Annotated in this window: 17 protein-coding genes and 1 riboswitch; of the genes, 14 read left to right on the top strand and 3 right to left on the bottom strand. The window is 50.5% G+C overall.

The genetic code is table 11. The annotated features are described in order from the left end of the window. Positions 1 to 5: 5 nt before the first annotated feature. The 5 genes from MCJ35_RS13115 (at position 6) to garD (ending at position 6,131) form a co-directional block, all read left to right on the top strand. Positions 6 to 1,448: an amidase gene (locus MCJ35_RS13115; RefSeq protein WP_025486827.1), complete on the top strand. Its 1,443-nt coding sequence runs from the start codon at positions 6 to 8 to the stop codon at positions 1,446 to 1,448. 24 nt (positions 1,449 to 1,472) lie between these two features. Next, positions 1,473 to 2,915: an amidase gene (locus MCJ35_RS13110; RefSeq protein WP_008717170.1), complete on the top strand. Its 1,443-nt coding sequence runs from the start codon at positions 1,473 to 1,475 to the stop codon at positions 2,913 to 2,915. A 27-nt stretch (positions 2,916 to 2,942) separates the two neighbouring features. After that, on the top strand, positions 2,943 to 4,064 hold the full coding sequence (locus MCJ35_RS13105) for a C45 family autoproteolytic acyltransferase/hydrolase (protein ID WP_025486828.1): 1,122 nt from the start codon (positions 2,943 to 2,945) through the stop codon (positions 4,062 to 4,064). Then, complete coding sequence (locus MCJ35_RS13100) at positions 4,061 to 4,468, top strand: hypothetical protein (RefSeq protein ID WP_025486829.1); 408 nt, start codon at positions 4,061 to 4,063, stop codon at positions 4,466 to 4,468. Before MCJ35_RS13105 ends, MCJ35_RS13100 begins: the two co-directional genes overlap by 4 nt. Positions 4,469 to 4,613: 145 nt before the next feature. Next, on the top strand, positions 4,614 to 6,131 hold the full coding sequence (gene garD / locus MCJ35_RS13095; protein ID WP_025486830.1) for a galactarate dehydratase: 1,518 nt from the start codon (positions 4,614 to 4,616) through the stop codon (positions 6,129 to 6,131). A gap of 24 nt (positions 6,132 to 6,155) precedes the next feature. Here the strand turns inward: garD and MCJ35_RS13090 are convergent, their stop codons facing one another. Both MCJ35_RS13090 and MCJ35_RS13085 read right to left on the bottom strand, forming a co-directional pair. Next, positions 6,156 to 7,055, bottom strand: a complete 900-nt coding sequence (locus MCJ35_RS13090) for a LysR family transcriptional regulator (RefSeq protein ID WP_008717165.1) — start codon at positions 7,053 to 7,055, stop codon at positions 6,156 to 6,158. Between the two features lie 185 nt (positions 7,056 to 7,240). Continuing rightward, complete coding sequence (locus tag MCJ35_RS13085; RefSeq protein WP_240299514.1) at positions 7,241 to 8,518, bottom strand: hypothetical protein; 1,278 nt, start codon at positions 8,516 to 8,518, stop codon at positions 7,241 to 7,243. A 424-nt stretch (positions 8,519 to 8,942) separates the two neighbouring features. On the opposite strand from MCJ35_RS13085, the gene MCJ35_RS13080 reads away from it, so the two are divergent. The 9 genes from MCJ35_RS13080 to MCJ35_RS13040 all read left to right on the top strand — a co-directional run bounded on the left by MCJ35_RS13080 (position 8,943) and on the right by MCJ35_RS13040 (position 23,194). Continuing rightward, positions 8,943 to 9,761: a dTDP-glucose 4,6-dehydratase gene (locus tag MCJ35_RS13080; RefSeq protein WP_162158556.1), complete on the top strand. Its 819-nt coding sequence runs from the start codon at positions 8,943 to 8,945 to the stop codon at positions 9,759 to 9,761. 150 nt (positions 9,762 to 9,911) lie between these two features. After that, positions 9,912 to 10,006: riboswitch (cyclic di-GMP riboswitch) on the top strand. A 72-nt stretch (positions 10,007 to 10,078) separates the two neighbouring features. After that, complete coding sequence (locus MCJ35_RS13075) at positions 10,079 to 10,255, top strand: hypothetical protein (protein ID WP_155858509.1); 177 nt, start codon at positions 10,079 to 10,081, stop codon at positions 10,253 to 10,255. Next, positions 10,216 to 10,878, top strand: a complete 663-nt coding sequence (locus MCJ35_RS13070) for a signal peptidase I (protein WP_025486834.1) — start codon at positions 10,216 to 10,218, stop codon at positions 10,876 to 10,878. The genes MCJ35_RS13075 and MCJ35_RS13070 overlap by 40 nt, the downstream gene beginning before the upstream one ends. A gap of 159 nt (positions 10,879 to 11,037) precedes the next feature. After that, a complete protein-coding gene (locus MCJ35_RS13065) occupies positions 11,038 to 11,649 on the top strand; it encodes a hypothetical protein (RefSeq protein WP_025486835.1) in 612 nt (203 codons plus the stop codon). A 137-nt stretch (positions 11,650 to 11,786) separates the two neighbouring features. Next, positions 11,787 to 13,580, top strand: a complete 1,794-nt coding sequence (locus MCJ35_RS13060; protein WP_025486836.1) for a carboxypeptidase-like regulatory domain-containing protein — start codon at positions 11,787 to 11,789, stop codon at positions 13,578 to 13,580. Between the two features lie 24 nt (positions 13,581 to 13,604). Continuing rightward, positions 13,605 to 14,120, top strand: coding sequence for a signal peptidase I (locus MCJ35_RS13055; protein ID WP_025486837.1), 516 nt, complete (start codon positions 13,605 to 13,607; stop codon positions 14,118 to 14,120). Further along, a complete protein-coding gene (locus tag MCJ35_RS13050) occupies positions 14,117 to 14,671 on the top strand; it encodes a hypothetical protein (protein ID WP_025486838.1) in 555 nt (184 codons plus the stop codon). Before MCJ35_RS13055 ends, MCJ35_RS13050 begins: the two co-directional genes overlap by 4 nt. Before the next feature lie 13 nt (positions 14,672 to 14,684). After that, positions 14,685 to 15,446 (top strand): hypothetical protein, encoded by a 762-nt coding sequence (locus MCJ35_RS13045; RefSeq protein ID WP_025486839.1) that lies wholly within the window; start codon positions 14,685 to 14,687, stop codon positions 15,444 to 15,446. A 62-nt stretch (positions 15,447 to 15,508) separates the two neighbouring features. Beyond that, positions 15,509 to 23,194 (top strand): hypothetical protein, encoded by a 7,686-nt coding sequence (locus MCJ35_RS13040; protein ID WP_025486840.1) that lies wholly within the window; start codon positions 15,509 to 15,511, stop codon positions 23,192 to 23,194. Between the two features lie 161 nt (positions 23,195 to 23,355). Here MCJ35_RS13040 and MCJ35_RS13035 read toward each other — a convergent pair whose 3' ends face one another. Beyond that, positions 23,356 to 24,555, bottom strand: coding sequence for a glycine C-acetyltransferase (locus MCJ35_RS13035; RefSeq protein ID WP_025486842.1), 1,200 nt, complete (start codon positions 24,553 to 24,555; stop codon positions 23,356 to 23,358). Between the last annotated feature and the right edge of the window lies 1 nt (position 24,556).

Raw genomic sequence — 24,556 nt, 5'->3', positions numbered from 1 at the left:
CCAGAATGAAGCTTAGTGAATACTCGGGCCTGGATGCCACGGCGCTTGCTGACCTGATACGCAGGAAACAGGTTTCACCGGAGGAAGTACTTGAAACTTCCCTGGAAGCCCTTGAAAAGATTAATGGTAAGTTAAACGCCGTTGTGGATTATACATATGAATATGCTTTAAGGCAGATTAAGGGCGGGATTGATTTATCATCCCCCTTTCCCGGGGTTCCGATGGTACTCAAGGACTGTGGCGGGGAAGCCGCGGGAATCCGGGCAACAATGGGGACCAGGTTATCTGGAAAAGGGGTGTATGCCAAAGAAGATTCCAATTTTTTTAAACGTCTGAAACAATCTGGTATCATTGTGGTGGCAACCGCTGCCACATCGGAATTCTGTATTGATTCTTCTACAGAGACACTTCGCAACGGCCCCACGCACAATCCCTGGAACCTGGAGTATTCTCCGGGTGGTTCCAGCGGGGGAAGCGCGGTGCTGGTGGCGGCTGGAGGCGTGCCGATTGCCCATGGAAATGATGGCGGCGGCTCCATACGCATACCTGCTTCCATGTGTGGTATTGTGGGATTCAAACCGTCGCGGTTCAGGATCCCTACTGGTCCTTATGGATGGGATCCCGGTGGTTCTGTCAGCTTCATTCTTTCGCGTTCGGTCCGGGATTCGGCAGCAATGCTGGATGCTGTGGAAGGGCCTGACTGCGGATATTATGGTGCGGCGGCTCCGCATGGCATGCCGTACGCAGAGGCAGTACGGTGTGAACCGCGTAAAGTCAGGATAGCATACATGCTGCGTACCCCATATGGAAAGGAATTCAGCGACCCTGAATGTATCCTGGCGGTAAAGGAAGCCGTGGAAATCCTCCGCTCATTGGGGCATGAATGCATTGAAGCCTATCCGGATATCCGGGAAAGCTATCATGAAGCCCGTATAGCCTGTATGTGTGATGAGATAGCGGTCAGCATAGAGGAACTGGCCGCCGGTACCGGGCTTACTGCGGATGAATCCACGTTAGAGCCATTGGTGTATAAAACATATCTGGAATCACAAAAGCGTATGGGAATGGATGTGTTCAGGGCAAAGGCAGAGCTTGGGATAGCCGCAAGGGCGATGGGCCGTTTTTTTGAAAACTATGATATTGTGCTTAGCCCCACGGTGGGGAAGGCAGGACGCAGGCTGGGAATGCTGAACGGGGTGGTGGATTCTGGTATCCAGGCATCAGAGTGGGCCCTTCGCAGGCGGGAATATGCCTGCATTACGCCGCTGGCCAATATTGCCGGACTTCCATCCATCTCACTCCCGCTGTATATCACCAGGGATGGTATGCCTTTAGGGATAGAGCTGGATGGTGCGATTGACAATGACCAGCTGGTACTCAGCCTGGCAGCGCAGCTTGAAAGAGCCAGGCCATGGATTAAGAGGAGACCTGCTGTATATGCAGAATAAACAAAAGATTGGAGTAGGTAAATTATGAAGGTATCTGAATACTCGGCATTAGATGCAACAGCACTTGCCGGATTAATCAGAAAAAAGGAAGTATCGCCCTCGGAAGTCCTGGATACGGCTTTGGAGGCAATCAGGCAGGTCAATCCATCCATCAATGCGGTTGTGGATGAGACATACGAATATGCAAAGGCACAGATTGATGCAGGCATTGATTTATCAGCGCCTTTTTGCGGCGTACCATTTGTCATAAAGGATCAGGGGGATGTTCTGGCCGGAATCAGAAGCACGGTCGGTTCCCGGATTTCAGGAAGGGGAATTTATGCCAGAAGTGACAGTGAACTGGCTGCCCGCTTTAAAAAATCAGGTATTGTGGTGGTGGCAACCACCACCTGCCCGGAGTTTTGCTGGAATAATGCAACGGAGACAATCCTGCATGGAATAACCAGGAATCCATGGGACACGGAACTGACACCAGGCGGCTCCAGCGGGGGGACGGCAGCTGTCGTTGCAGCCGGGGCTGTTCCCATGGGACATGGAAGCGATGGCGGCGGCTCAATCAGGATGCCTGCCTCAGCCTGCGGGCTTGTGGGGTTAAAGCCTACCCGTTTCCGGATTCCCACGGGGCCTGAGGACGGGGACCCGGGTCTTTCCGCGGATTTCATGCTGTCCCGTTCCGTAAGGGATACGGCAATCATGCTGGATGAGGTGGAGGGGCCTGATGCAGGAAGCTATGGGGCGGCCCTGCACCCGGCTGTTCCATACCGGGATGTCATCCAAAGAGATCCCGGAAAGCTTAAGATAGCCTATATGCTCCATCCGCCCTATGGAGGAACGTATGAAAATGAGGAATGTCTTGAGGCGGTCAGATCAACCGTAAAGCTGCTGGAAGGATTGGGGCATGAATGTGTGGAAGCATATCCTCCTCTTGATATCCATTACCATGAACCCAGGATACTGATTCAATCTGTTGGGACAAACGGATGGATTGACAGCGTGGCAAGGCAGTCCGGGCTTCCGGTTACGGCCGAATATCTGGAACCATTGGTTTATAAAGCTTATCTGGAAGCAAGAAATGTAACGGCCAGGGAATATGCGGCTGCCTGGAAAGAACTGAATGCCGTAATGCGGGCCGTGGGTGCTTTTATGGAGGATTATGACCTGATTGTATCCCCCACCATGGGAATCCTTCCCCTTAAGGCAGGGGTATATAATCCGTTTTCCAGGCCGGACATGACAGTGGAGGAATGGGTGTTGGAGCGCAGACGGTGGTCGGGGAATACCGCCATGTGCAATGTGACAGGACAGCCATCCATTACAATACCTTTGGAAACAAGCAGGAGCGGGCTTCCCATAGGAATTGAAATTGATGGACGGATTGGGAATGATGCCCTTGTTTTAAGTCTTGCGGCCCAGCTCGAAAGGGCTAAACCGTGGAAGGACCGCAGACCGCAGGTTTATGCGGGATAATATACTGATGGAGAGGGAAATGTGCATATGTCTTTAACTGAAATAGCAGGGAAGATTCCTGTCATCCGGGCTTCCGGAACAAATTATGGGATTGGATTCACCCATGGAACAAGCGGCAGGGTACAGATAGGGGTTTCACTGGACAATCTTAAGGCAGGAGTGGAAAAGACAACGGGGCATGACTGGGGGATGTGCAGGAAGATAGCCTCTGCATTCATTCCGGCTGTCAGGGCCATGGCGCCGCAGTATCTGGAGGAAATCCAGGGCATTGCCGATGGGGCTGGATACAGCTTTGAAGATATTTTCACCCTGAACTGCCGCACGGAGCTGGGACAGCAGTTCAGCCATAACATGGGGATGAATGCGGAAACAGCCCTGCATCTTGCGGGGGGCTGTTCCGTGGTCGGACTGAACCACACCAGGACGGCGTCGGGAACCACTATGTATGGCCAGAACTGGGATGCCCCTCATTCCCAGATTCCAACCATTGTATTCATGATAGTGAAACAGGAGGGGAAGCCCGATATTGCCTGGGCAGGCGAGGCAGGAATGATATGCCGCATGGCTGGCATGAACTCTGCTGGAATCGGGCTTGGAGGAAATTCACTTTTTACGGATGCGCCCATTGACTTTGAAGGTCTGCCTCTTCAGTTTGCATATCGTTTCATCATGGACCAGTACACGTTTCCGGACGCGGTCGAGGCGGCAGTAAAGAGCAGGGTTGCGAGCAATATCAATTTTATGGTCTGCGGGCCAGAAGGGGAAATGGTGAACCTGGAAATGGAGTACAGGGGATATGGCATGCTTTATATGGAAAACGGCAGTATATGCCATGCCAACAGCTATTGCCATCCTAAACTTCCCAGACCGCCTTACAGGGAGACGGACTGGTTTCCAAAAGATAAACTCAGGTCCTTCAGGCTGGCTGGACTGGTGGGCGGATTAGAAGGAAACCAGCTTTCAGAAAAGGATTTGATGGATATCCTGTCAGACCACAGTGTGAATTATCCTACATCCATCTGCCAGCATGCAGAGGATTTTGCAACCCTTACTTCTACGGTCTGTGATTTAAACAGGAAGATAATGTACGTGGCGGTCGGAAATCCATGTGAAGGATATATGGAGGTGGATCCCTTTACCCCGCAGTGATTACATTCATTCTGGTGACGGTATTTCATGAGCATCTGTGCTGGCAGAAGGGGCTGGCATTGCTGGCAAGTGTTGCAGGTGTTGTTTTTATAAGCTGGGACAGTTTTTCCACATCCGCAACCGGGATTATATGTGCATTGCTTTCAGGGGTGTTCTGGGCAGTTTATATCATTCTCCTGGACAAGTTTCCCATCGGGAAGGAAAATGAATTTGTGACCGGATTCTACGTTTACCTGTGCCAGGCAATCATTTCCTTTGCACATGCTTTGTCTACCCATACACTTAATAAGCCGGCGGGATTATTCTGGCTGCTTATACTGGCGGAAATCAGCATTGGCATCATCAGCTGTGCGCTCCTGCAGTTGGGTACAAACAGGATTGGGTCATTCAGCGCCGGGATATAATGGCCTGAGAACTCTAACAAATAATTAGAGATACAAAACAATTATCAATTTTACTTATTGTTTGGAATGATATATGATAAAGATAATCAATTGGCGGAGACATCCGCTTCCAACTGTCAGATTCTAAATAATAGGAGGAAATACCTTGAACGAGCCACTGTACATAAAAATCAAAGACCAGGATAATGTTGCCATTGCCGTGAAGGACATCAAGGCGGGGACAGAAGTGATGGATGGGGTCATTGCCCACCAGGACATCCCCCAGGCCCATAAGATTGCCCTGTGCGACATTGAAAAGGGAGGGGAGATCATCCGCTACGGTGTAGTCCTGGGATATGCTGTCAGCCGGATAAAAAAAGGCGATTGGATTAACGAACACATGCTGGAGCTTCCCACGCCCCCGGATGTGGATGATATGGAATTTGCCACGAATCTGGTAACGGATCTGCCGGAGCCTCCGGTTACTGTCTGGGAAGGTTACCGCAACCCGTGGGGAGGCCCTGCGGGCACCAGGAACATCCTGGGAATCAGCACCACGGTGCAGTGCGTGACCGGTGTGCTGAACGTGGCGGTGGAGAGGATGAGGAAAGAACTTCTCCCCAAGTATCCCAATGTAGATGACATTGTCCCCCTGAACCATGCATATGGATGCGGGGTAGCCATCAATGCGCCGGAAGCAAAGGTGCCCATACGGGCACTCAGGAACCTGGCAAAGCATCCCAATTTTGGCGGACAGCTGATGGTAGTGGGCCTTGGCTGTGAGAAATTCACCGTGGAAATGCTTCTGGATGAGGCGGATATATGTCCTGAGAATGTGATCATCCTCCAGGAGATAAAAGGTTTCAATGCAATGGTGGACGCGCTGATGGAGATGGCGGAAAAGAAGCTGGCAATTTTGAACCGGCGTAAGCGTGAGACACTCCCTCTCTCGGAGCTGCTGATTGGTATGCAGTGCGGGGGCAGCGATGCATTTTCAGGGGTCACGGCCAATCCGTCTGCCGGATATGCGGCGGACATGCTGGTAAAGGGCGGTGCAACGGTCCTGTTTTCAGAGGTTACGGAAGTCAGGGACGGCGTATATCTGCTGGGACACCGGTGCGTCAATGAAGAAGTGGGGAAGAAGCTGGCCGCAGAGATGAAGTGGTATGATAATTACCTGGATGCGGGCCAGGTTGACCGGAGCGCAAACCCCACCCCCGGCAACAAAAAGGGAGGCTTGGCCAATATTGTGGAAAAAGCAATGGGTTCCATTGCCAAATCAGGAACCTCCCCCATTGTGGAAGTGCTCTCACCTGCTGAGAAGCCTTCCAAAAAGGGCCTGATATACGCGGCAACCCCGGCAAGTGATATTGTCTGCGGTCCCTGCCAGCTGGCTTCGGGAATCGGGCTTCAGGTATTCATGACCGGAAGGGGAACACCTTATGGACTGGCCATTGCCCCTGTCATAAAGGTCTGCTCACGGAATGAGATGAAGGAACAGTGGCAGGATTTAATCGATATCAACGCCGGCCCGGTTGCAACCGGGGAGGCTGACATTCCTGAGATAGGGACACAGCTGTTCATGGAAATCATCGATGTGGCAAGCGGACGCAGGAAAAGCTTTGCGGAACAGTACAGGCTTCATAATGATTTATGTATCTTCAACCCAGCGCCAATCACCTGATGGAAAAGGAGCATCTGGAATCAGTCATGGATTCCAGTGCTCCTTTGTTAATTCAATGAAATACCGGGCAGCCTGGGTCAGATAGCTGCCTTTCCGGTAGGACGCCACCACCTCCCAGACCGGCCTGGTGGGAAGCTGGAAGCAGGTGATACCACCGGGGTTGTCCTGTATATAATATGCAGGAAGCAGCCCGCAGCAGAGGTTGGACTGTATCATGGTAAGGATTGTGTTATTGTTGGAGGTTTCAAACAGGACCGTGGGCTTAAATCCGGCCTGGGCGAATATACCATCCACCAGGGAGCGGATGGTGGATTCCTTATACATCAGCACAAATGGTTCATTTCGGACAGCTGAGATGTCCAGGGCGGCATGACCGTTTTTGGGCGCCAGGCTGCTTAATGGGTGGCTGCCGGGAATTACCAGGTAGATTTCCTCCGTTGCAATGGGGATATACGTATCGCCTGTCTTGTGGTCTTCACTGAGAGTCATAAAGCCGATATCCAGTTCCCCGCGGCTGATTAATTCCTGCTGTTTATGGACGCTCAGTTCGTTGGGGCTTACAATGACATCCGGGAACTTCCGGTGGAATCCGGGGTATACCGCAGAGAACATGTGGATTCCCCGCCCGGGTGTAAAGCCGATGGACAGGCGTCCCTTCTGGTCGGAAACCATGTCGCTTATGATGCGGTAGGTGTCCTGCTTGAGCTGCAGCATTTTCCGTGCATTTTCCAGGTAGACCCTGCCTGCCTCGGTGGGGCGCCAGTCGGTGCGGGAACGTACGAAAAGCCGTGTCCCAAGTTCCTTTTCCAGACGCAGGAGCTGCTGGTTCAGCGCGGGCTGTGTGAGGAACAGTTTTTCCGCTGCATGGGTGATATTGCCTTCTTCGGCTATTTTTAATATATATTCAATCTGTTTGGTGTCCATGGTAAACCACACTTTCGTATTACATCCGAACCAACCTTTTATGGATGTGCATGTCAGTTTTATTTGATTATACAGTTTTACATGGTATTTTTCAACAGGCGCTTAAAAGGAAAAAGACGGCAGGAAAATGGAGAACGGTTATCAATGCCGCTCTCCACTTTTTATTTAAACTCCGCGTCACCTCTTTATTCCTGAAGCTCACTGATTCGTTTCTTGATTTGGGAAATGATTTTGGACCTGTTAACACCGGCATATCCGATATGTTCAGCGATTCTGAGTAAATGTTCCCGGCAGAGCTGGACGATTTCAGGCTGGACAATTTCAAAGACGGAAATTGCAGCATTGTTGGGAAGTGGGGCAAAATGTACCAGAAGGGCCCTCTGCCCTTCTTTTATCAGGATGGTGCCGTCTTTTTCCATTTCCTTTCCAATGGGGACAAAATGGTAATTATCGTATATGTCCATGATATGAAGTATATTCTTAAGGTGCATGACATAAGTCTCCGGGGTATAGCAGAGAGGAGATGAGCCTTTACCATAGGACAGTATGATAGGTACATTTCCGTTTCTCACCTCCTGGGCACTGGCAAGATAGGCGATATCAATGAATTCGGAAATATCCTTGTGTTCTTCTATCTGGACCATATTATGTAGATAGGGGCTTCCAAGCATTTTTAATCCGGTCCGTGTGAATTTTCCGGTACACAGGTACATCAGTTCCGGAGGGGTTGTCTCTGCGGACAGGGTGGTGACCTTCTGGATGCGCGCCCCTTCGGTGGATAAAAAACGGGTAAAACAGTGCCTCAGGCTTTCAGGCTCCGTATAAATGTTCAGCATAGGCCTGCACAGGGACAGATAATCCTGGAACTGTACGGAGCAGGCCTGTATCAGCCGTTTATCCGTTGTCACGATTGCAGCGGTTCCCGTGGTCTGGTGTGCCAGTGAGTTTGAAAACATGGCAATGTTTCCCGGGACAACTAAAAGGGTACGCCGGTAGACATTGTCCCTCAGACGCGGATAATAGTAAGCAGTAGCATGTCCGGTCATGTAAAATGGAATCCAGCGGAGCAGTGAATCAAAGGCTAAGTCCACAGGGTAAGCGGGAGGCGCTATGTGGCATAAATGAAATCCGCGGCTGGTCAGGTTCATGCCCCATGACTGAAGCTCCTGGGAAAATTCATAATCTTCTGAAATCCAGTTATCCGCCTCATCAGCCATGATATAAATCGTACACGGCTTTTTAAGTGAGAGCAGATGATGGTAAATTGCACGGGCCGCTGCACGTTTCCCTTCATTCCCATAATAAGCAGTATTGTCAGCTGTGGCATTTAAGGGAGGAATAGTATTCCCTGGAGTCACTGCACTGACTGTAATGGATTCAGAGGTTCTTATGAAACGGCCAATCTCGTCCGACTCCCCGCAGAGCCAGTGATAAAGAATTTCTGAAAGCTGTTCTTTCTTCATTGTAAAGGCCTGCCTGATGCCAAGCATTCCCGATAGTGCCTGCCGCTGGTATTCAGTGGTGCAGCGTTTTGCAAAATAAGAGGACATGGCTTTTATGTGCTCACGGTTACGTGGAATACCCCTTGTTCCTGTGCGGAGACGGCTTATCAGAGAAGGATCTACCTGAAGTTCGTGGGCCAGTATTCGGTTTGTGGATTGAGTTAAGTTCAGCAGAAATATAAGCTTTTCGTAAAATTGCATAGATTTCCCCACTTCTTGTCGTGATGATTTCTTTTATATATTATTCCATTCGCTATATTGAGTCAATGAAATCAGGTGTCATTTTGAATGCCAAAAAAGTGGCATTGCCAAAAGATGTTACTTTATTGTCCTCCATTATAAAAAGAAGTATCCTGAAATCAAAATGGGAAGCAGGGGGATGGTTATGAAGGTAATTATTACCGGAGGTTCCGGGTTTGCAGGAAGCCACTTAATACAATATATGGTCGGTAAATATCCGGGCAATGATACGGTCAATCTGGATATATCAGCCAATGCGGACAATCTGAAGCCATTTGAGGATATACCCGGTTACCGGTTCGTAAAAGGTGACATTGGGGACAAGGACTTTGTATTGAATCTGTTTGCCGAAGAAAAGCCGGGGATTGTCATTAATTTTGTACCATATAATGAGGCAGGGGTTAAAAATCTTCTGGACGCATGCCGGCTGTTTGGAATCAGGCATTACCACCAGGTATCGGAAGGAGAGGCGCCGGCACAGGCAGGTTCAACGCTGGCAGCATCAATACAGGCGGCATATGGACTTCCGGTCACGGTATCGCGCTGCTGCAACCTTTACGGTCCTTGCAGCAGGGAAGACAGCCTGATTCCCATGGCCATTGCCAGGGCGTTATCAGGGGAGCGGATTTACCTGGAGAATATGGGGGAAAATGTCCGGGACTGGCTTTATGTGGCGGATTACTGCAGGGCCATTGACCTGATTGTGAATGAAGGGAAGGATGGAGGGACATATGACATCTGCAGTAACAGCCTGCAGAAAGATTCACATGTGGTGCGTACCATCTTAAAGATACTGGGCAGGCCCGAAACACTTATCTGTTATGGTAATGATAGAGGAAAGGACAGGGAATGGCCTGCAGCTGATACTGCTAAAATAACAGAAGAAATGGGGTGGGTACCGTCCTATGATCTGGACACAGGGCTGAGGAAAACAATCCGGTGGCATATGACGCAGCAGTATTAGAAGGCAGGTTGCATGACAGGAAAATGTGTCATCTTTGATGACATAAAAATGGCATTGCCAAAAGACCACGCTGTATTGTTATTTATTGTAAAAAGAAGTATTCTTGGAATGTAATTGAATCTTGGACTGCACATATACGGTGATTTACAATTGAAGACCGGGCATAGCTGTCGAAAGGCAGTGTCGCAAAGCTATAGGGGTTTCGCCTTTCCGCAGTGCGGAAGGAAAGCCAGCCAGTTGTATATGAATATAAGACCAGCTTTGCAGTATGAAGCTGGTTTTTGTTGTCCGGATATGACAGAGGGGATGATGCGCAGATGGATAAGTCTACGGTGGAAGTGTTCCCAGAAGCCCTGAGCCAGGGGGAAGATATGGAGTGTCTTCCGGAATGGGGACGTTTTATCCCTAAACTGCGGGAGAATCCGGGACAGATCACCAAAGGAGGTAATGCTGAATGGAAAAGGAAACACGCAGGATATCACTTCCCGGAGTGACAGGGGCCGTGCTCTGTATGGCATTCATTCCCATCATCCTCATTAATCTTGTGCTGATTGCCAGCAGCTACATAAATCCGGGGGAACTGCCGGGGGTATTGGGCATCAAGCCGGCTGTGGTGATGTCTGGTTCCATGGAACCGGTCATAGAGACAGGCGACATGATATTCATCCGCAGCACGGACCCTGGTACTTTAAAGGAAGGCGATGTGATATGTTACCTTTTGTCCGGGAAAGCCATTACCCATAGAATCGTAGGGGTTACCACAGGAGAGGACGGGCAGCCCAGGTATATCACCAGGGGAGATGCCAATAATGCGGAAGACCGTATGCCTGTGACTTCAGAACAGGTACAGGGCATCTGGAATGGGGGAAGGATTCCGGGTCTGGGCCATAAAATCATGGCCATACAGACGCCCATGGGCATGGTTCTCACCATTATCTGCCCTTTGCTGTTATATATCATAATTGATATATGGCTCAGACGCAGGGCCGACCGTCAGCAGATGATGCAGGCCGTCATGGAGAAGGCCAGGCTGGAGGCAGAGATAAAAGCCATGAAGCAGCAGCTGGAAAGCGGGTCAGGAACTCCCGGGGATGAGGGGAAGACAACCAGATCATGATGAGTGCACCAGTCCTGCGTCCCGGGCACAGCGGGGCAGCAGGCTGTTTAGAAAACCGGGCAGATGCACCGGGTGTGCATAGAAGCCACAGGCACAAGGGGACCGTGCCTGGACAAATGCAGATTGGTCCCACAAAAAGGAAAGAGAGGGCAAGTGTGTATGAGAAGGAATAATGTGGTAAAACTGGGTGCATTTGCGCTGGCGCTGACCCTTATTACCACCAGCATGATGGGAAGTACGTTGGCTAAGTATGTCAGTGAAGCGGAAGGCACCGGTACGGTGGCGATAGCGAAGTGGGGTGTTACACCAAAAGATATTGAGGGAAATGATATATCTGGCAGTACATTCGACTTTACGCTGGCGGGTACAAAAAAGAAGAATGACAATGTACAGGCCGATGTCGTGGCACCAGGGGATACAGGCGAGATAAAATATGTGATTGAGGATAAGGGTACAGAGGTTGGATATACATGCAAAGTGGAACTTGATACAAGTCAGCTTGATTCGGATATTGGTGCTGTTATCAAATTTTACACAAGTGATGACTTTTCGGCAGCAAGTATAGTAAAGGATAATAAGGTTGCCAATAAGACAGTGGGCGCTGATGCCACTGATGCCGCTGATAGAGGACTTGAGGGATCAATATATTGGCGGTGGGAAACCGATACTGATACAGCCGATACCGGGTTAGGTATGACACCGCCTGCTAACCAGGAATTTACCCTGAAATTGTCCGCAGAACAGATAATCCCGGTAACACCTACACCATAGGCCATCCATTCCCCGTCCGTCTGTGCTGGACAGGGAACCGGACGGGGGCATTCAGTCCCCGGCAAAAGCCAGGAATCCATTCCTGCTTTTTGCCGGAAACTGAACAGATTCCGGTATTGTGATAGGAGATAAAACAGATGACAGGATTAGGAAGGGACATTTTGTCCCTGCATGGGGACAAGGACCAACAGGGACGGAAAAGGCCGCCATTTCTTCTGTTGATTTTTATTTTGACATTATGTACATCCAGCCTGGCTGGATACGTTCTGGGAAAAAAAAGCGATATACGTTATAGCGGCCAGTTGATTGACACCATCCTTCTGACGCCGGAGGCTGAACAGGAAAAAAGTGCCATCCTGCACCTGACAGGCCGCGTGTTGTATTCAGACGGCACCCCGGCCGCGGGGCGCACACTGGAACTGCACAGTGAACCCATACGCACCGTGACGGATTCCGCAGGTGCCTTTTTGTTTGACCATGTCCCCCTGGGAGAACACAGTCTTGCCGTGATGAATGATGACGGGACAATGGCGGCCCGGAGGAATGTGGTGTTAGACAGGACACAAGCAGGGAAGGGCATTTCCGTTGACCTGAATGGGGAAGGCGTTTATGTGGTGGAACTTGCAATGGATGTGCGGATGCTGGAGATGTACATTGAACTGGATGCGGATAACTATTATATTAATCCGGAAAATGTCACCTACGCCACAACGGACGGCATGGTGGTGACGCCGGACGGAAGGGCTTCCATAACGGATGGGGCAGTGGTGACCCCGGCAGGCAATGTCTGTCTGCCGGACGGAACCATTGTCATGTCGGGGAAAAGGAAGGAAGATCCCACAGCAGTCATCCTTCCGGACGATACTGTTATTTTCCCTCAGGAAAAGCTTGTTGCCGGGAATGCTGCAATCTTACCGGATGGCACGGTAAACCTTCCCCAAGGCACGGTCATTGGTCCGGATGGAGAAATCCATATACCGGATGGGACGGTTAAAAATCCGGGAACCGGAGGGGTGATTGTGTCAGGGCAGGAGGTCCGGCCCATTGGCGGGGCACAGGAACAGGCATCCCAGACTGGTACGGTGCAAGGCGGCAGTCTGGACGGAACCGGTGCAGGGGAAGGAATGGCTTCTGGAACTATAAATATGGACGTACCGGATATAATGAACGGGAATACTGGTGCGGGACAAGGGGAAACATCCGGTCCAGGCAGTATCCCTGAGAATCCTTCAGATAAATCACAGGAGGGCGCCGGAGGAACCGAAGGACAGGAAAGTCAAGGCGCGGACAGCGGAGGTGTAGGAAACAACGGAGGAAGCGGAGGAAACAGTGGGGGAAGCGGCGGAAACAACGGAGGAAGCGGAGGAAACAGTGGGGGAAGCGGCGGAAACAACGGAGGCAGTGGAAACAGCGGGAATACACCTCCCGAAAGCCCTCCTGAAACCACAGCGGACCCGGATAAAGGAATCCTGGATGTGCTGGAGATGCAGAGGGATACATCAGGATATAAATCATGGACACAGCTTTCCGGCATAGACCTGTTCTACAACCGGGAGGGCGGTCCGCAGGAGCCTGTTTTACCCGGTTCACAGGGATACTACCAATTCCGCCTTAAAAACACCAGAAACGAGTCTCTTTCCATACGCCTTATCATGACTGAGGGTGAGGTCCATCTGCCGTTATCATTTACGCTGACTCAACAAAACAGTGGGATATGGCCGGATAAGACAGGAACTGCTACGGGAACACTGGGCAGGGATGGATCAGGGCTTGTGCTGGAAACAGAGATAGGACCAGGTGAGGAAAAGGATTTTAAGCTGGACTGGCAATGGCCCTTTGAAGGGAATGAACATGCGGACACAGAGGCCGGAAAAGCTGGTAAGGACTACATGCTGGTTTTGACCGTACATGCAGAAGGCGCGGATAGATGAACACATAAAGGAGGCGGCCCATCAGTGAAAATAATAGGAAGATGTTTCTATTTAATGGAGGCGGCAGCCCTTGGTCTGATTGTAATCCTTAATTTTTGGCAGATAGGTGCAAAGGTATTATTCCACAAAGCATACCCGTCTTCATCATGCTGGTATCCGGCGGTTGTAATGTCAGGAAGCATGGAACCTGTTGTTTCAGCTGGAGATATAATCATAGTCCATAAGGAAGATGCATACCGGCCCGGAGATATCGTTACATTTTCGGAAAATGGAAATCTGATAACGCACCGTATCGTAGAAGAAACGCCGGAAGGGTTTGTGACAAAAGGCGATTCTAACAATGCTCCGGATGGGGGTATTGTTGCAGGGGACAGCATACACGGAAGGATGGCAGCTGTGATTCCCGGGGCCGGATATGCTGTATTGTTTTTTAGGAAGCCGGTCGGGAAACTGGCAATTGTCCTGCTGTCAATACTGCTTTTTTGGGGCAGTGACCTGTCTGGCCTTTTGCAGGAAACAGGGAGGAAAACATCAGAATGAAAAAACAGCTTACAAAGTCCCGGATGATTGGGTATCTTGTACTGCTTGCGGCAGTAAGCACGGGGGTAATATCCTTATCCTATGCCGGCTATAAGAGCCAGGCCAGCATGACCTCTGATGTAACGGTTGCCGCCTGGGGAGCGGAATCTGTCTTTACCATTGATTTAAAGGATTTAGCGCCGGGAGCAGATGGAACATATGGATTTGCAGTGACGAATAAAAAGGATGGCAGGATTAGCCAGGTGGGACAGGAGTATTCCATCATGGTTGAGACCATGGGAAACATTCCATTGGAGTTTACGCTGGTTCTGGCTGAAAATGTGGCAGATGGGGAGGGAACCTCCATATTGGGCAGGGCAGGCAATCCTGTCCAGCTTGCCAGCGGAACCTATACAAAGTTAGGAACCCTTCCGTATGCCAGGGAAGCTTCCCATCTATATAAATTAACCATTACATGGCCGGCTGAAAAAACAGAAGCATCCTACATGGATGAAATCGACTTGGTAACGGTTACGGTAAAGGCAGAACAGATAATTCCGGATGATAAATAAGGGGACGATGGATATGAAAGCAGATAGAATGAAACAGCGGACCAGGTTCTCCCTGCTGTTACTCATGATTGTTGTCATGGTACTGGCCCTTGCTGGAATTGCCGCTGCCCGTTATACTATGCAGAAACGTGGAAGCGGCCTGGTGGCGGCAAAAGATTTTTATTTTATAAGCGACCTTTTAAAAGAAGAATCAGAAAAGGCAGAATACTTCATTGACCCGGACAGCAATATTTCCATTGAGCTGTATAACTATGCGGATTCCCTTAGAATAACGCCGGGAACGATTCAGTACGGGGTGGAGGCGGATGGAGGGCAATGTATGGATCCATCTGGTAATCAACTGGTTACAGGTACTGTTCCGGGATCCGTGACCGCACAGAAGGCAACCCTTACCATAACGCCGGATGCTGGAGCGAATGACGTGATTGTTACAGTTACTTCTTCAAAACCATATAGGAAAGTACTGACTGCTGCCTTTCACAGGGAAAGCGGGAACCTGGCCAGCATGGAGGATGCATCTGGAAACAGGGCGGCCGTACTGACCATGACCTGTGCTGATTCTGCAAAAAATATAACCATAGAGCTTCCGCGTGATGTAATCCCGGACCAGACAGATGACAGGGTAACGTATACCTCTGGTCCGTCCACCTGTACATTTGCATCGCCAGGATATGGCGTGTATTCCCTGGTTCTTCTGAAATCAGATAAAACAACAGAACTTACAGTAGGATCAGGGGAAACATTTGCGGATAAAATCACGATAAACAGTAAGTAAGTGTATTCATAAAAATAGATATCAGGCAGCAGCGCGGTGCCGTGGATACTGGAGGGATTTTCATGGGTATGGGACAACACAAAAAACATCTGACAAAGACAGGGGGAATCAGGCAGAGGATATTGGCGGCAGTACTTATATGCAGCCTGCTGCTGACGAATATGAACTTTGGCTCCATACTTAGTTATGCAACCCAAGAGACCCCGGAAATCTTTGACATAGGCGCTGATGTGACAGCGGAACTGGAAGATGGGGTGCTGACCATAAAAGGCTATGGGGATACAGAGGACTATACGGAAGATACGGCTCCATTTTTGGGATATTCAGATGAAATCCACACATTGGTGATTGAAGATGGGATTACCCATATTGGCTCATATCTGTTTTATGGGCTTGGCGGGCTGCGCGGCAAACTGGTACTGCCGGGCAGCATTGTTGGATTTGGGGAATATGCATTTTCAGGAGAAGATGAAGAAAATGCTCCAGGATTTACAGTCATTGTCAATGAATTTGAGGGCGGTGAAATTGCGGAGTGGGAAGACCGGGATGAGAATATAAAAGAGGGGCAGGCAGAGACAAAAGAGAACCGGATTGAAAGGGATGAAGGAGGGGAAGAGACAGAAGAAGGCCAGGCAGAGACGAGGGAAAGCCGGGAAGGAAAAGAAGAAGGCTGGTCAGGGATAAAAGAACAGGAAGGGACAGAAGAAGGCCAGGTAGAGACAAAGGAAAGCCAGGAGGAGAAAGAAGGCCAGGCTGGGGCAAAAGAGAGCCAGGAGGAGAAGGAAGGCCAGGCTGGGGCAAAAGAGAGCCAGGAGGAGAAAGAAGGCCAGGCTGGGGCAAAAGAGAGCCAGGAGGAGAAGGAAGGCCAGGCAGAGACAAGGGAAAGCCAGGAGGAGAAAGAGGGCCAGGCAGAGACAAAGGAAAGCCGGGAAGAGAACCAGGCAGAGACAAGGGGGAAAGGAACGGAAGATAAGCCGGAGGAGGAACCTTTAAATTTAACGGCTGCAGGAATTACGGAACATAGGGTTCCCAGATTAGGAATTGCTGATGAATCTGCGGACAACAGTGGAAGTGATTCATCGGGCAATGGCGGCATATCAATGGGGAGCAGCGCGTCAGGCAGAAGCAGTTCAGAAGAAAGCGGAACCTCACAAGGAGGCGGCACTTCAGGAGAAAGCAGCACCTCAGGAGGAAGCGGCACTCCAGGAGGAAACGGAACCTCAGGAGGAAGCAGCATCTCAGGAGGAAGCGGCATTTCAGGAGGAAGCAGCATCTCAGGAGGAAACGGAACCTCAGGAGAAAGCAGTACATCAGGAGAAAGCAGCACCTCAGGAGGAAGTAGCATCTCAGGAGGTAACGGAACCTTAGGAGAAAGCAGTACCTCAGGAGGAAGCAGCATCTCAGGAGGAAGCGGCATCTCAGGAGAAAGCAGTACCCCAGGAAGCAGAACCTCAGATGGAGATGATATCTCAGACGGAAGCGGCCCCTCAGATGAAGGCAATGCCTGGGATGACAGCGGCACATCAGGAGGCAGCAATACATCGGATACAGGCAATGTGCCTGATAATGATGGCGCCCCGGATGGAGACGGTTCATCCATGGATAAGGAAGACGATGCCTTATCCGGCGGTACTGAGGATAAAAGCGAAAGCCAGCCATCCCAGAATGACGAAGGAGACAATTCAGGAGGAAATGGTTCAGGAAGCCATGGCCCGTCAGGCGCAGGAGGAAATGGTTCAGGAAGCCATGGCCCGTCAGGCGCAGGAGGAGACCATGGAAGCGGGGGCGGAGCCAAAGATGAGGAGGTGCCGGGGACCAATCCTTCCATGGAGGACGAAAGCCTTACTCCAAAGGAAAGCGAACATGTGGAAGCGGAAACAAAGCCCCTTCCGGAGACAGCCCCCCTTCCGGAGGATGAACTGGAAAAGAAAAAGGATTATACAGTCAATTATATTACACAGCAGCTGGTGGAAAACCCGGAAAGTCTTTTTTACGAAGGGCAGACAGGGCTTTTTACCTGCTCAGAAGAAAACCTGTCTTTTATGGAATCAGCTGAATACGCAGGATACCAATTGGCAGACCGGATAGCTGCTGCTACATTGGACGGCGGTATAATGGAGATGGATCTGCCTGTTCGGGACAATCAGGTGCTGCTGCCGGAATGCCCGCTGGAAATCACAGGCCCATATGAGGAAGATCCCTTTTTTACCAATTCATTTACAGGATGGACAGTGAAAGAGGAGGAAGGGGATGCGCTGATATGGGAACCGGGGGAGTATCTGGATATCCAGGAGGATGACCATGTAGACCTGTATTCATCCTGGAAAACAGTTGAAAAGCATCCTTTAGACGTTGATTTGAACATAGAGGACGGGATGGCAATTTACACACTGATTGATTCCAGCACAGGTGAGGCGCTGGAAGTTCCGGGCAGATATAAGTTTTTATATCAGTGGCAGACCGCCCATGTGGATGATGCGGAACTGGATAAAGCAGATATCACACAATCTGATGATCCGTTTAACGCCACACCTTCGGAGGCGGAAAAATCCCTGGATGAGGATAATATCTGGATTGATATCGAGGGTGCGGATGAGGCCCGGTATCAGCGGGAAGTAAAAAAAGGTGAAGGTACAAATCAGTTCCGCTGTAAGGTGACTGCAATCAGCCTGCTGCGGACCCGTCCGGCTGGCGCAGATGTGGTTTTATATTCCCAGCCGGTATCAACAACCGCTCCGGCAGCAGAAGCAGGCAGGACGATGTATGTTGCGGCCGGCAGTGGTAGCGATGATAATGGCGATGGTACCCAGGGGAAGCCTTTTCAAACGATTTCAAAAGCAATGGGGAAAATAATCGAAAACGGAGGCCAGACAACGGATTCGGCTGCGGATAATCAGATTATCCTTATGGAGGCATATGTAATTACTACATCAGACGGTATATCATTGCCATTTCCCGCAGTTAATGCAGTACCGGTCACAATCAGAGGGATGGATGGGGATTCCAAGATAAACATCAGCACCAGCGGCAGCAGCACGGAGGAGCGGAATCTGGTATTGACCGCAAAGGTAATCTTTGAGAATCTGGAATTTGGGAAGATAGGCCATGTATATGCGGACGGATATGATTTGCGGGTTGAGGATACCGTGTCTGCGGCATCCAATACCGAAGTGTATCTGTACGGCGCGGGAAGGCAGGATATACCAAATGGCGCAGGATCAATCTATGTTGCGGGGGGAAGGTATATCAGGATAGCAGGATATATAAGATCCGGCAATCTCAGCGCATTACCGGAAGGGAAGAACAGGGCTGAGATAACGGTAACAGGGAATGCATATGCCGCAACCGTGTTGGCGGGCTGTGCCAGTGGTCCTATTTTAAACGCAAATGCAACAATTAATGTGGAGGGAAATGGGAAGGTAGATACACTCATTGGAGGAAATCAGGGATTTAATGACGGCAATGCAGCATTTACAGGCAATACTGCAATCAATATCAGAGGCGGCACTGTTACGAATGTTTATGGGGCAGGTTCAGGCAGGGGAGTCAGCCTTCCGACCTATAAAGGCAGTCTGGATATAAACGTAGAAGGCGGAAATGTAACCAATATCTATGGTTCAGGCGCTGCTGCTTATGTAATCAGCCCGGAGAAAGATACTCCTTCACAGGTAAACATATCTGTTTCAGGCGGCACGGTCGGTAATATTTATGCTGCAGGATTAGGCGGCTCCAGGGAAGTGAGCCAATATACGCCCTCAGGTACCTCTCCAACTATAATGGACAGCGGGAAAGCGCAGGACTGCGGCAGTTTAACTGGTCATGCTGCCATAACCGTAAGTGGGAATGCACAGATAACCGGTAATATTTATGCAAGCGGTAAAGGATATGATGGCTCGAAGGATTCCCATAAATTGGAATACGGCCAGAGGAACGCTTACCTGAATGGGGAATGTACAATCAGCCTGCAGGGAGGTACTGTAAAAGGAAGCATTTACGGAGGGGGACAGGGGATTAATAAGGTAAATGACTCCGTTGACTATAGTAAATGCGCCCGTGTGGAACCTGGCTCAACTGTCTCTGTAAATCTGTTGGACGGCATAGTGGAAGGGGACATCTATGGAGGCGGTGAGGTTGCCTCGGTCCTGGGCTCCACAGCCGTTACGGTTAAGGGCGGGACTGTCTGGGGAAACGTCTATGGGGGCGGTAGGGAAGGGATTGTGAAGAATGACACCATGGTTACGGTCGATGGCGGGACCATACAGGAGAATGTTTACGGAGGCGGCAAGGAAGGAATCGTAGAGGGAAGGACAACGGTTAATATTGTCAGCGGGATAATCGGTAAATCCGTCTTTGGCGGCGCCCAGGGTAAGGTGGATGAGTCCGGGGTACCGGGAAAGTTTGTCATAGGCGGCGCCACGGTCAACATGACTGGCGGAACCGTGTCGAACCTGTATGGAGGCAGCCAGCGGGGGAATGACGGGCCGTTGGAAGGAGAAGATGTGACGGGAGGCGATAAGCAGGACCTGATTTTTGTTAATCTGGTTGGAGGAACCGTAAATGGAAGGGTCTTTGGGGGAAGCTACCGTGGAACCGTTAATGGTTCTACACATCTGCATATCGGAGCAGGCGCTATTGGAAAATGTAAGTACTATGCATCCCACACAGAAGATAACCCAAGACTGTCTTCAGATAATGCCCTTTCCATAAGCGGGTCGGTCTATGCGGGCGGTGACTATGGAGACGGCAGGCAGGACTATGAAACAATTACAGTAAACGGATATTCGCATGTATATATTGACGGAGAGGGATATGCCTTTGACAGCTCTTCCGGTAATCCGAAGATGACTCTGGAAGGTGGGGTGTTCGGAAGCGGGGCATCCTGTGATGCAGGGGATGTACGTTTGGTTACATTGGAGAAGTTTGGAAGCAGTTCCGGAGCAGAGGTGGCGGGAAAAATCCTTTCCATCCAGAGGGCGGACCAGGTACGCCTCATTGATTCCCATGTGCGGCTGTCCGGCCAGAAGGACGTGGCCAATGAGAACCAGCAGGCCAGCTATTCCCTGAACCGGATTGGAAACCATGGCAACGCCAAGATGGATGGGGATGGAAACAGTAAGCTTGGGGATATGGGCAACAGCCTTGTGTTACAGGGGGGAAGTACGCTGGTCCTTGATTCGGATGCAATTGAGATTGCAGATTATAAAAGTGTGGATTCATCCGGAACCGCAATCACCTCTCTGGAAAAACTGCATGAGGTTGGGAATACCATACGTTTTACATCCGGAACAGTACTGCGTATCGCATGCAGATTTAAAACCGGCAATGTTTATGATGCATCTGAAACATATGGCAAGGTAGACGGTTATTCTTTCCTGATGGCTGATAATAAGGCTGCCGCCACCGTATTTGCACGTATAAAACCAGGGGATATGCCAGAACCTGCCCATCCGGACGGGGGATTTTATGCCATGGGTGCAGCGGAAGGAGACAGCGAACTTCCCTATATCAACGTAGAACCGGATTACCGTTATTGGAAAATGTCCGGGGCCGATGCGGTAGCCCTGCGCCAGACCGTGCTGACTGCTCAGGATACAGGAGGGGATGAGGATGTTACAGGGACAATGGGCACGGTAACGCTGCCGCCGGTTGAAGCAGGAACAAAGTATCAGATTGAAGCAATTGAAATCAAAGGCAGTGTAGTTCTTACAGAGGCAGCCCTTAAGTCTGACGGGAGTTGGGCATATACTGGAAATGAGGAACCAGAAGGGAGTCCGGATACAGAAAAAAGCAGGATGATGGAAGCCCCAACAACCACATTCGGTCTGTTCATGGATACCGGGGAGGGCTTTCAGGATTCAAACGCGGGAAAAGTAATCTCAAGTAAGAATATTCTAAGTAATAATGCCAATACGATTATCGGAGCTGAGACAACCTCAGCCACAACAGGGATTCAGACGCCGCAGCTTAATTTCTATCTGACTTATGCCAATCATCTGATTTCAAAAAGTCAGGATGTCGGAACCGTAATAATTACCGTCAGGCAGACCAAAGAAGGTACTCCGGATGAAATAATCCAAATAAATGCAGATATCATAACAAAAGCCAGCGCCCTGGACGATTCGGGAATCGAACTTTTTGCCAGCCAGTCCGGGACATACACGGCCGAGTTCATAATCCCCAAGGGAGCACAGCGGCCCTTAAGCCTGGTTGGCGTTGAGGTTCCATCTGGCGTGACGATGAAAAAGGGGACAGATGAACTCTTAAATGATGAGATTGCGATTACAATGCAGCCGGTGCAGGGCCATAGTGGGGAATGGGAGGCGGGAGTAATGGATACACCGCTTGATTTAGCTGCCTATCAAGGCAATGAGGTTGCATTGGGAACCACCGATGGGCGTTACGATGCTTCCATCAAATTTGTTTTAAGGAATGCAAAAGCATTTACAAGCCGGGAACCGGCAGAGCTTGTCCTTTCCTTCAAAGATGAAAGCCAGACCGATGGGGTTCTGGTAAAGATATCCGTGATTGTCCATTGGGAGGGTTCTATGGTATCTGGGGCGGCGGCAGCGGCGGGAAAGCAGTATAATGCAAGGATTCCATCAGACTATGTAGTGATTTCCCCTAATAGTTCCGTGACCGCAGCATTCAATATCAGGAAGGCAGGGGCAGTAGATGGGATTTTACTGGAATTACAGGATAAGAATGGTGCAGGTGTTAATTTCCCCAAAGGTACGGATGTGACCCTGATAGACGAATCAACGGCCGGGGGGACAGCGTATTATACGTACGCATCGGATGGAGATGGGGCAATTGCCTTATCGGAATTCCAGGAAATGTGGCATACCAACATTGGCAATAAATTTGGCATGCTGCATGAGTCCCTTACCGTCATCGTGGATTTTTCGCCCACAGACGGACTGGGGGAAGGGGAATATGCCCTGGTGCTGCAGGACGATAATGCTGCGGTACCTACGGAAAAAGCAGAATTTACAGTAGTATCATCTGTTCCAAACTTTAGGCTGACAGGAACAGGCGGGCTTTCCAGAGGCACACATACCTTTACCCTTACTGCTTCTGTTGATGCTGATACACGTCTGGCGGAGATGGCGGCGGTTATTTCTTCCGGTGAAGGAAGCCCGGGATTTCCGGAAGGAACCAGCTTTGCCATCGGCAGGACAGGAATAAAATATTATCCCAAAGGCGGCAAGGTCTATCTGCCCGGAATCCAATCCGGTGAGGAAATCATCATGGATACGGGCACTTCCTCCGGCCTGTCAGACGGTAATCATTTACTTGTTATGGATGTTTACCCGGTTGGGATGAACACAGGCAGCGTAAAAGCGCCAGCAATCCCAAAGGTCCAGGCATCTTACGATGTCCGGCCCAATCCAACCTATGGGCTTATGGTAAGTTTAGGGGAAGGCAGCCGCGTGATTCCGGCAAATGCTGGCGGCAGCTTGGAATTTAACGCCGTGTACAGGATTGACAATGACGGGGAATCCTCATCCCACGTCATAAGGGCAGGGATTAGGAAAAAGACAGAAGAGGGATATACGGCAATAGGCCCGGCTGAAAAAGCAGATGAGTGGACGATATCAGATCCTGTGACGGTTTCAGGTACCTCGGGGACCGGAGTGGTCACGGTGAACATACCTGCAGGTGTTCCGTCAGGTACCTACCGCGCAGTATTCCAATTGGAGGATAAGACCGTATTTTATAATTTCATTGTCCAGGCGCCGGGCCAGTGAACCGGGGCAGGGACGGCGGGGGTGGATTACAGGGAAACATACTGCAGGGAATCAAGGATTGAAGGATATACTGAAGAATATATTTAAGGATATGGGAATCCCCTGGTCCGGTCACGGACCAGGGGATTCTTCCGCCTGTTTACGGAAAAATCATCCGGGTCTTAGCTAAGCCCCATCTCTTCCCGCACTTCCTTAAAGCACTTCACAATAAAATCAATATCTTCCCTGGTATGGCTTGCGCAGACCTGGGTGCGGATCCTGGCTTTGCCTTTTGGCACCACGGGGAAGGAGAAGGCAACCACATACACGCCCTTTGCCATCATCCTTTTTGCAAATTCCCCTGCCAGCTTTTCATCATAAAGCATGACAGGCACGCACGGATGGGTTCCTGGAATGATATCGAACCCGTTGTCAGTCAGCTGCTTCCTGTAGTAAGCGGTGGTCTCCTCTAAATGGTCACGTAACTGGGTGCTTTCCTCCAGCATGTCGAACAGTTCCAGGCTGGCGCCCACGATGGCGGGAGCCAGGGTGTTGGAAAACAGGTAGGGGCGGCTTCTCTGACGGAGCAGGTCGATGATTTCCCTGCGCCCGGATGTATATCCGCCGGAAGCGCCGCCCAGGGCCTTGCCCAGGGTGCCTGTAATGATGTCCACCCGGCCTTCCACGCCGTTATATTCCGCTGTGCCGCGGCCGTGTCTGCCCACAAAGCCTACCGCGTGGCTGTCGTCAACCATGACCAGGGCGTTGTACTTATCGGCCAGGTCGCATACGCCCTTCAGGTTACAGATGATGCCGTCCATGGAGAACACACCGTCGGTTGCAATCAGTTTAACCCTTGCTCCGGCGGCATCCGCTTCCTTCAGCCGTTCTTCAAGGTCAGCCATGTCATTGTTTTTGTAGCGGTAGCGTTTGGCCTTGCACAGGCGCACCCCATCGATGATGGAGGCATGGTTTAACTCATCGCTGATCACAGCGTCCTCCTGGCCAAGGATTGTCTCGAACAGCCCTCCGTTGGCATCAAAGCAGGAGGAATAGAGGATGGTGTCATCCGTTCCAAGGAAATGGGAAATCCGTTCTTCCAGCTGTTTGTGTATGTCCTGGGTCCCGCAGATAAAGCGGACCGAAGCCATGCCGTAGCCTCTTTCATCGTAGGTCCTCTTGGCCGCGTCAATCAGTCTCTGGCTGTCGCCAAGGCCAAGATAGTTGTTGGCGCACATGTTGATGACCTCCCGGCCGTCCTCCAGTTTTACCCGGGCGCCCTGGGCGGAGGCAATGGGCGCTTCACCCTTAAAAAGTCCGGCTTCCCTGATTTCCTCTACTTCTTTTGTATAAATACTTAAAATATCATTCTTGCGGGCCATC

Origin of the sequence: Enterocloster sp. OA13 (genome assembly GCF_022440595.1) — a bacterium.
GTDB classification, from domain to species: Bacteria; Bacillota; Clostridia; order Lachnospirales; family Lachnospiraceae; genus Enterocloster; species Enterocloster hominis.
The sequence above is the reverse complement of the archived record's forward strand: the minus strand, read 5'-3'. Positions and strand labels throughout refer to the sequence as shown.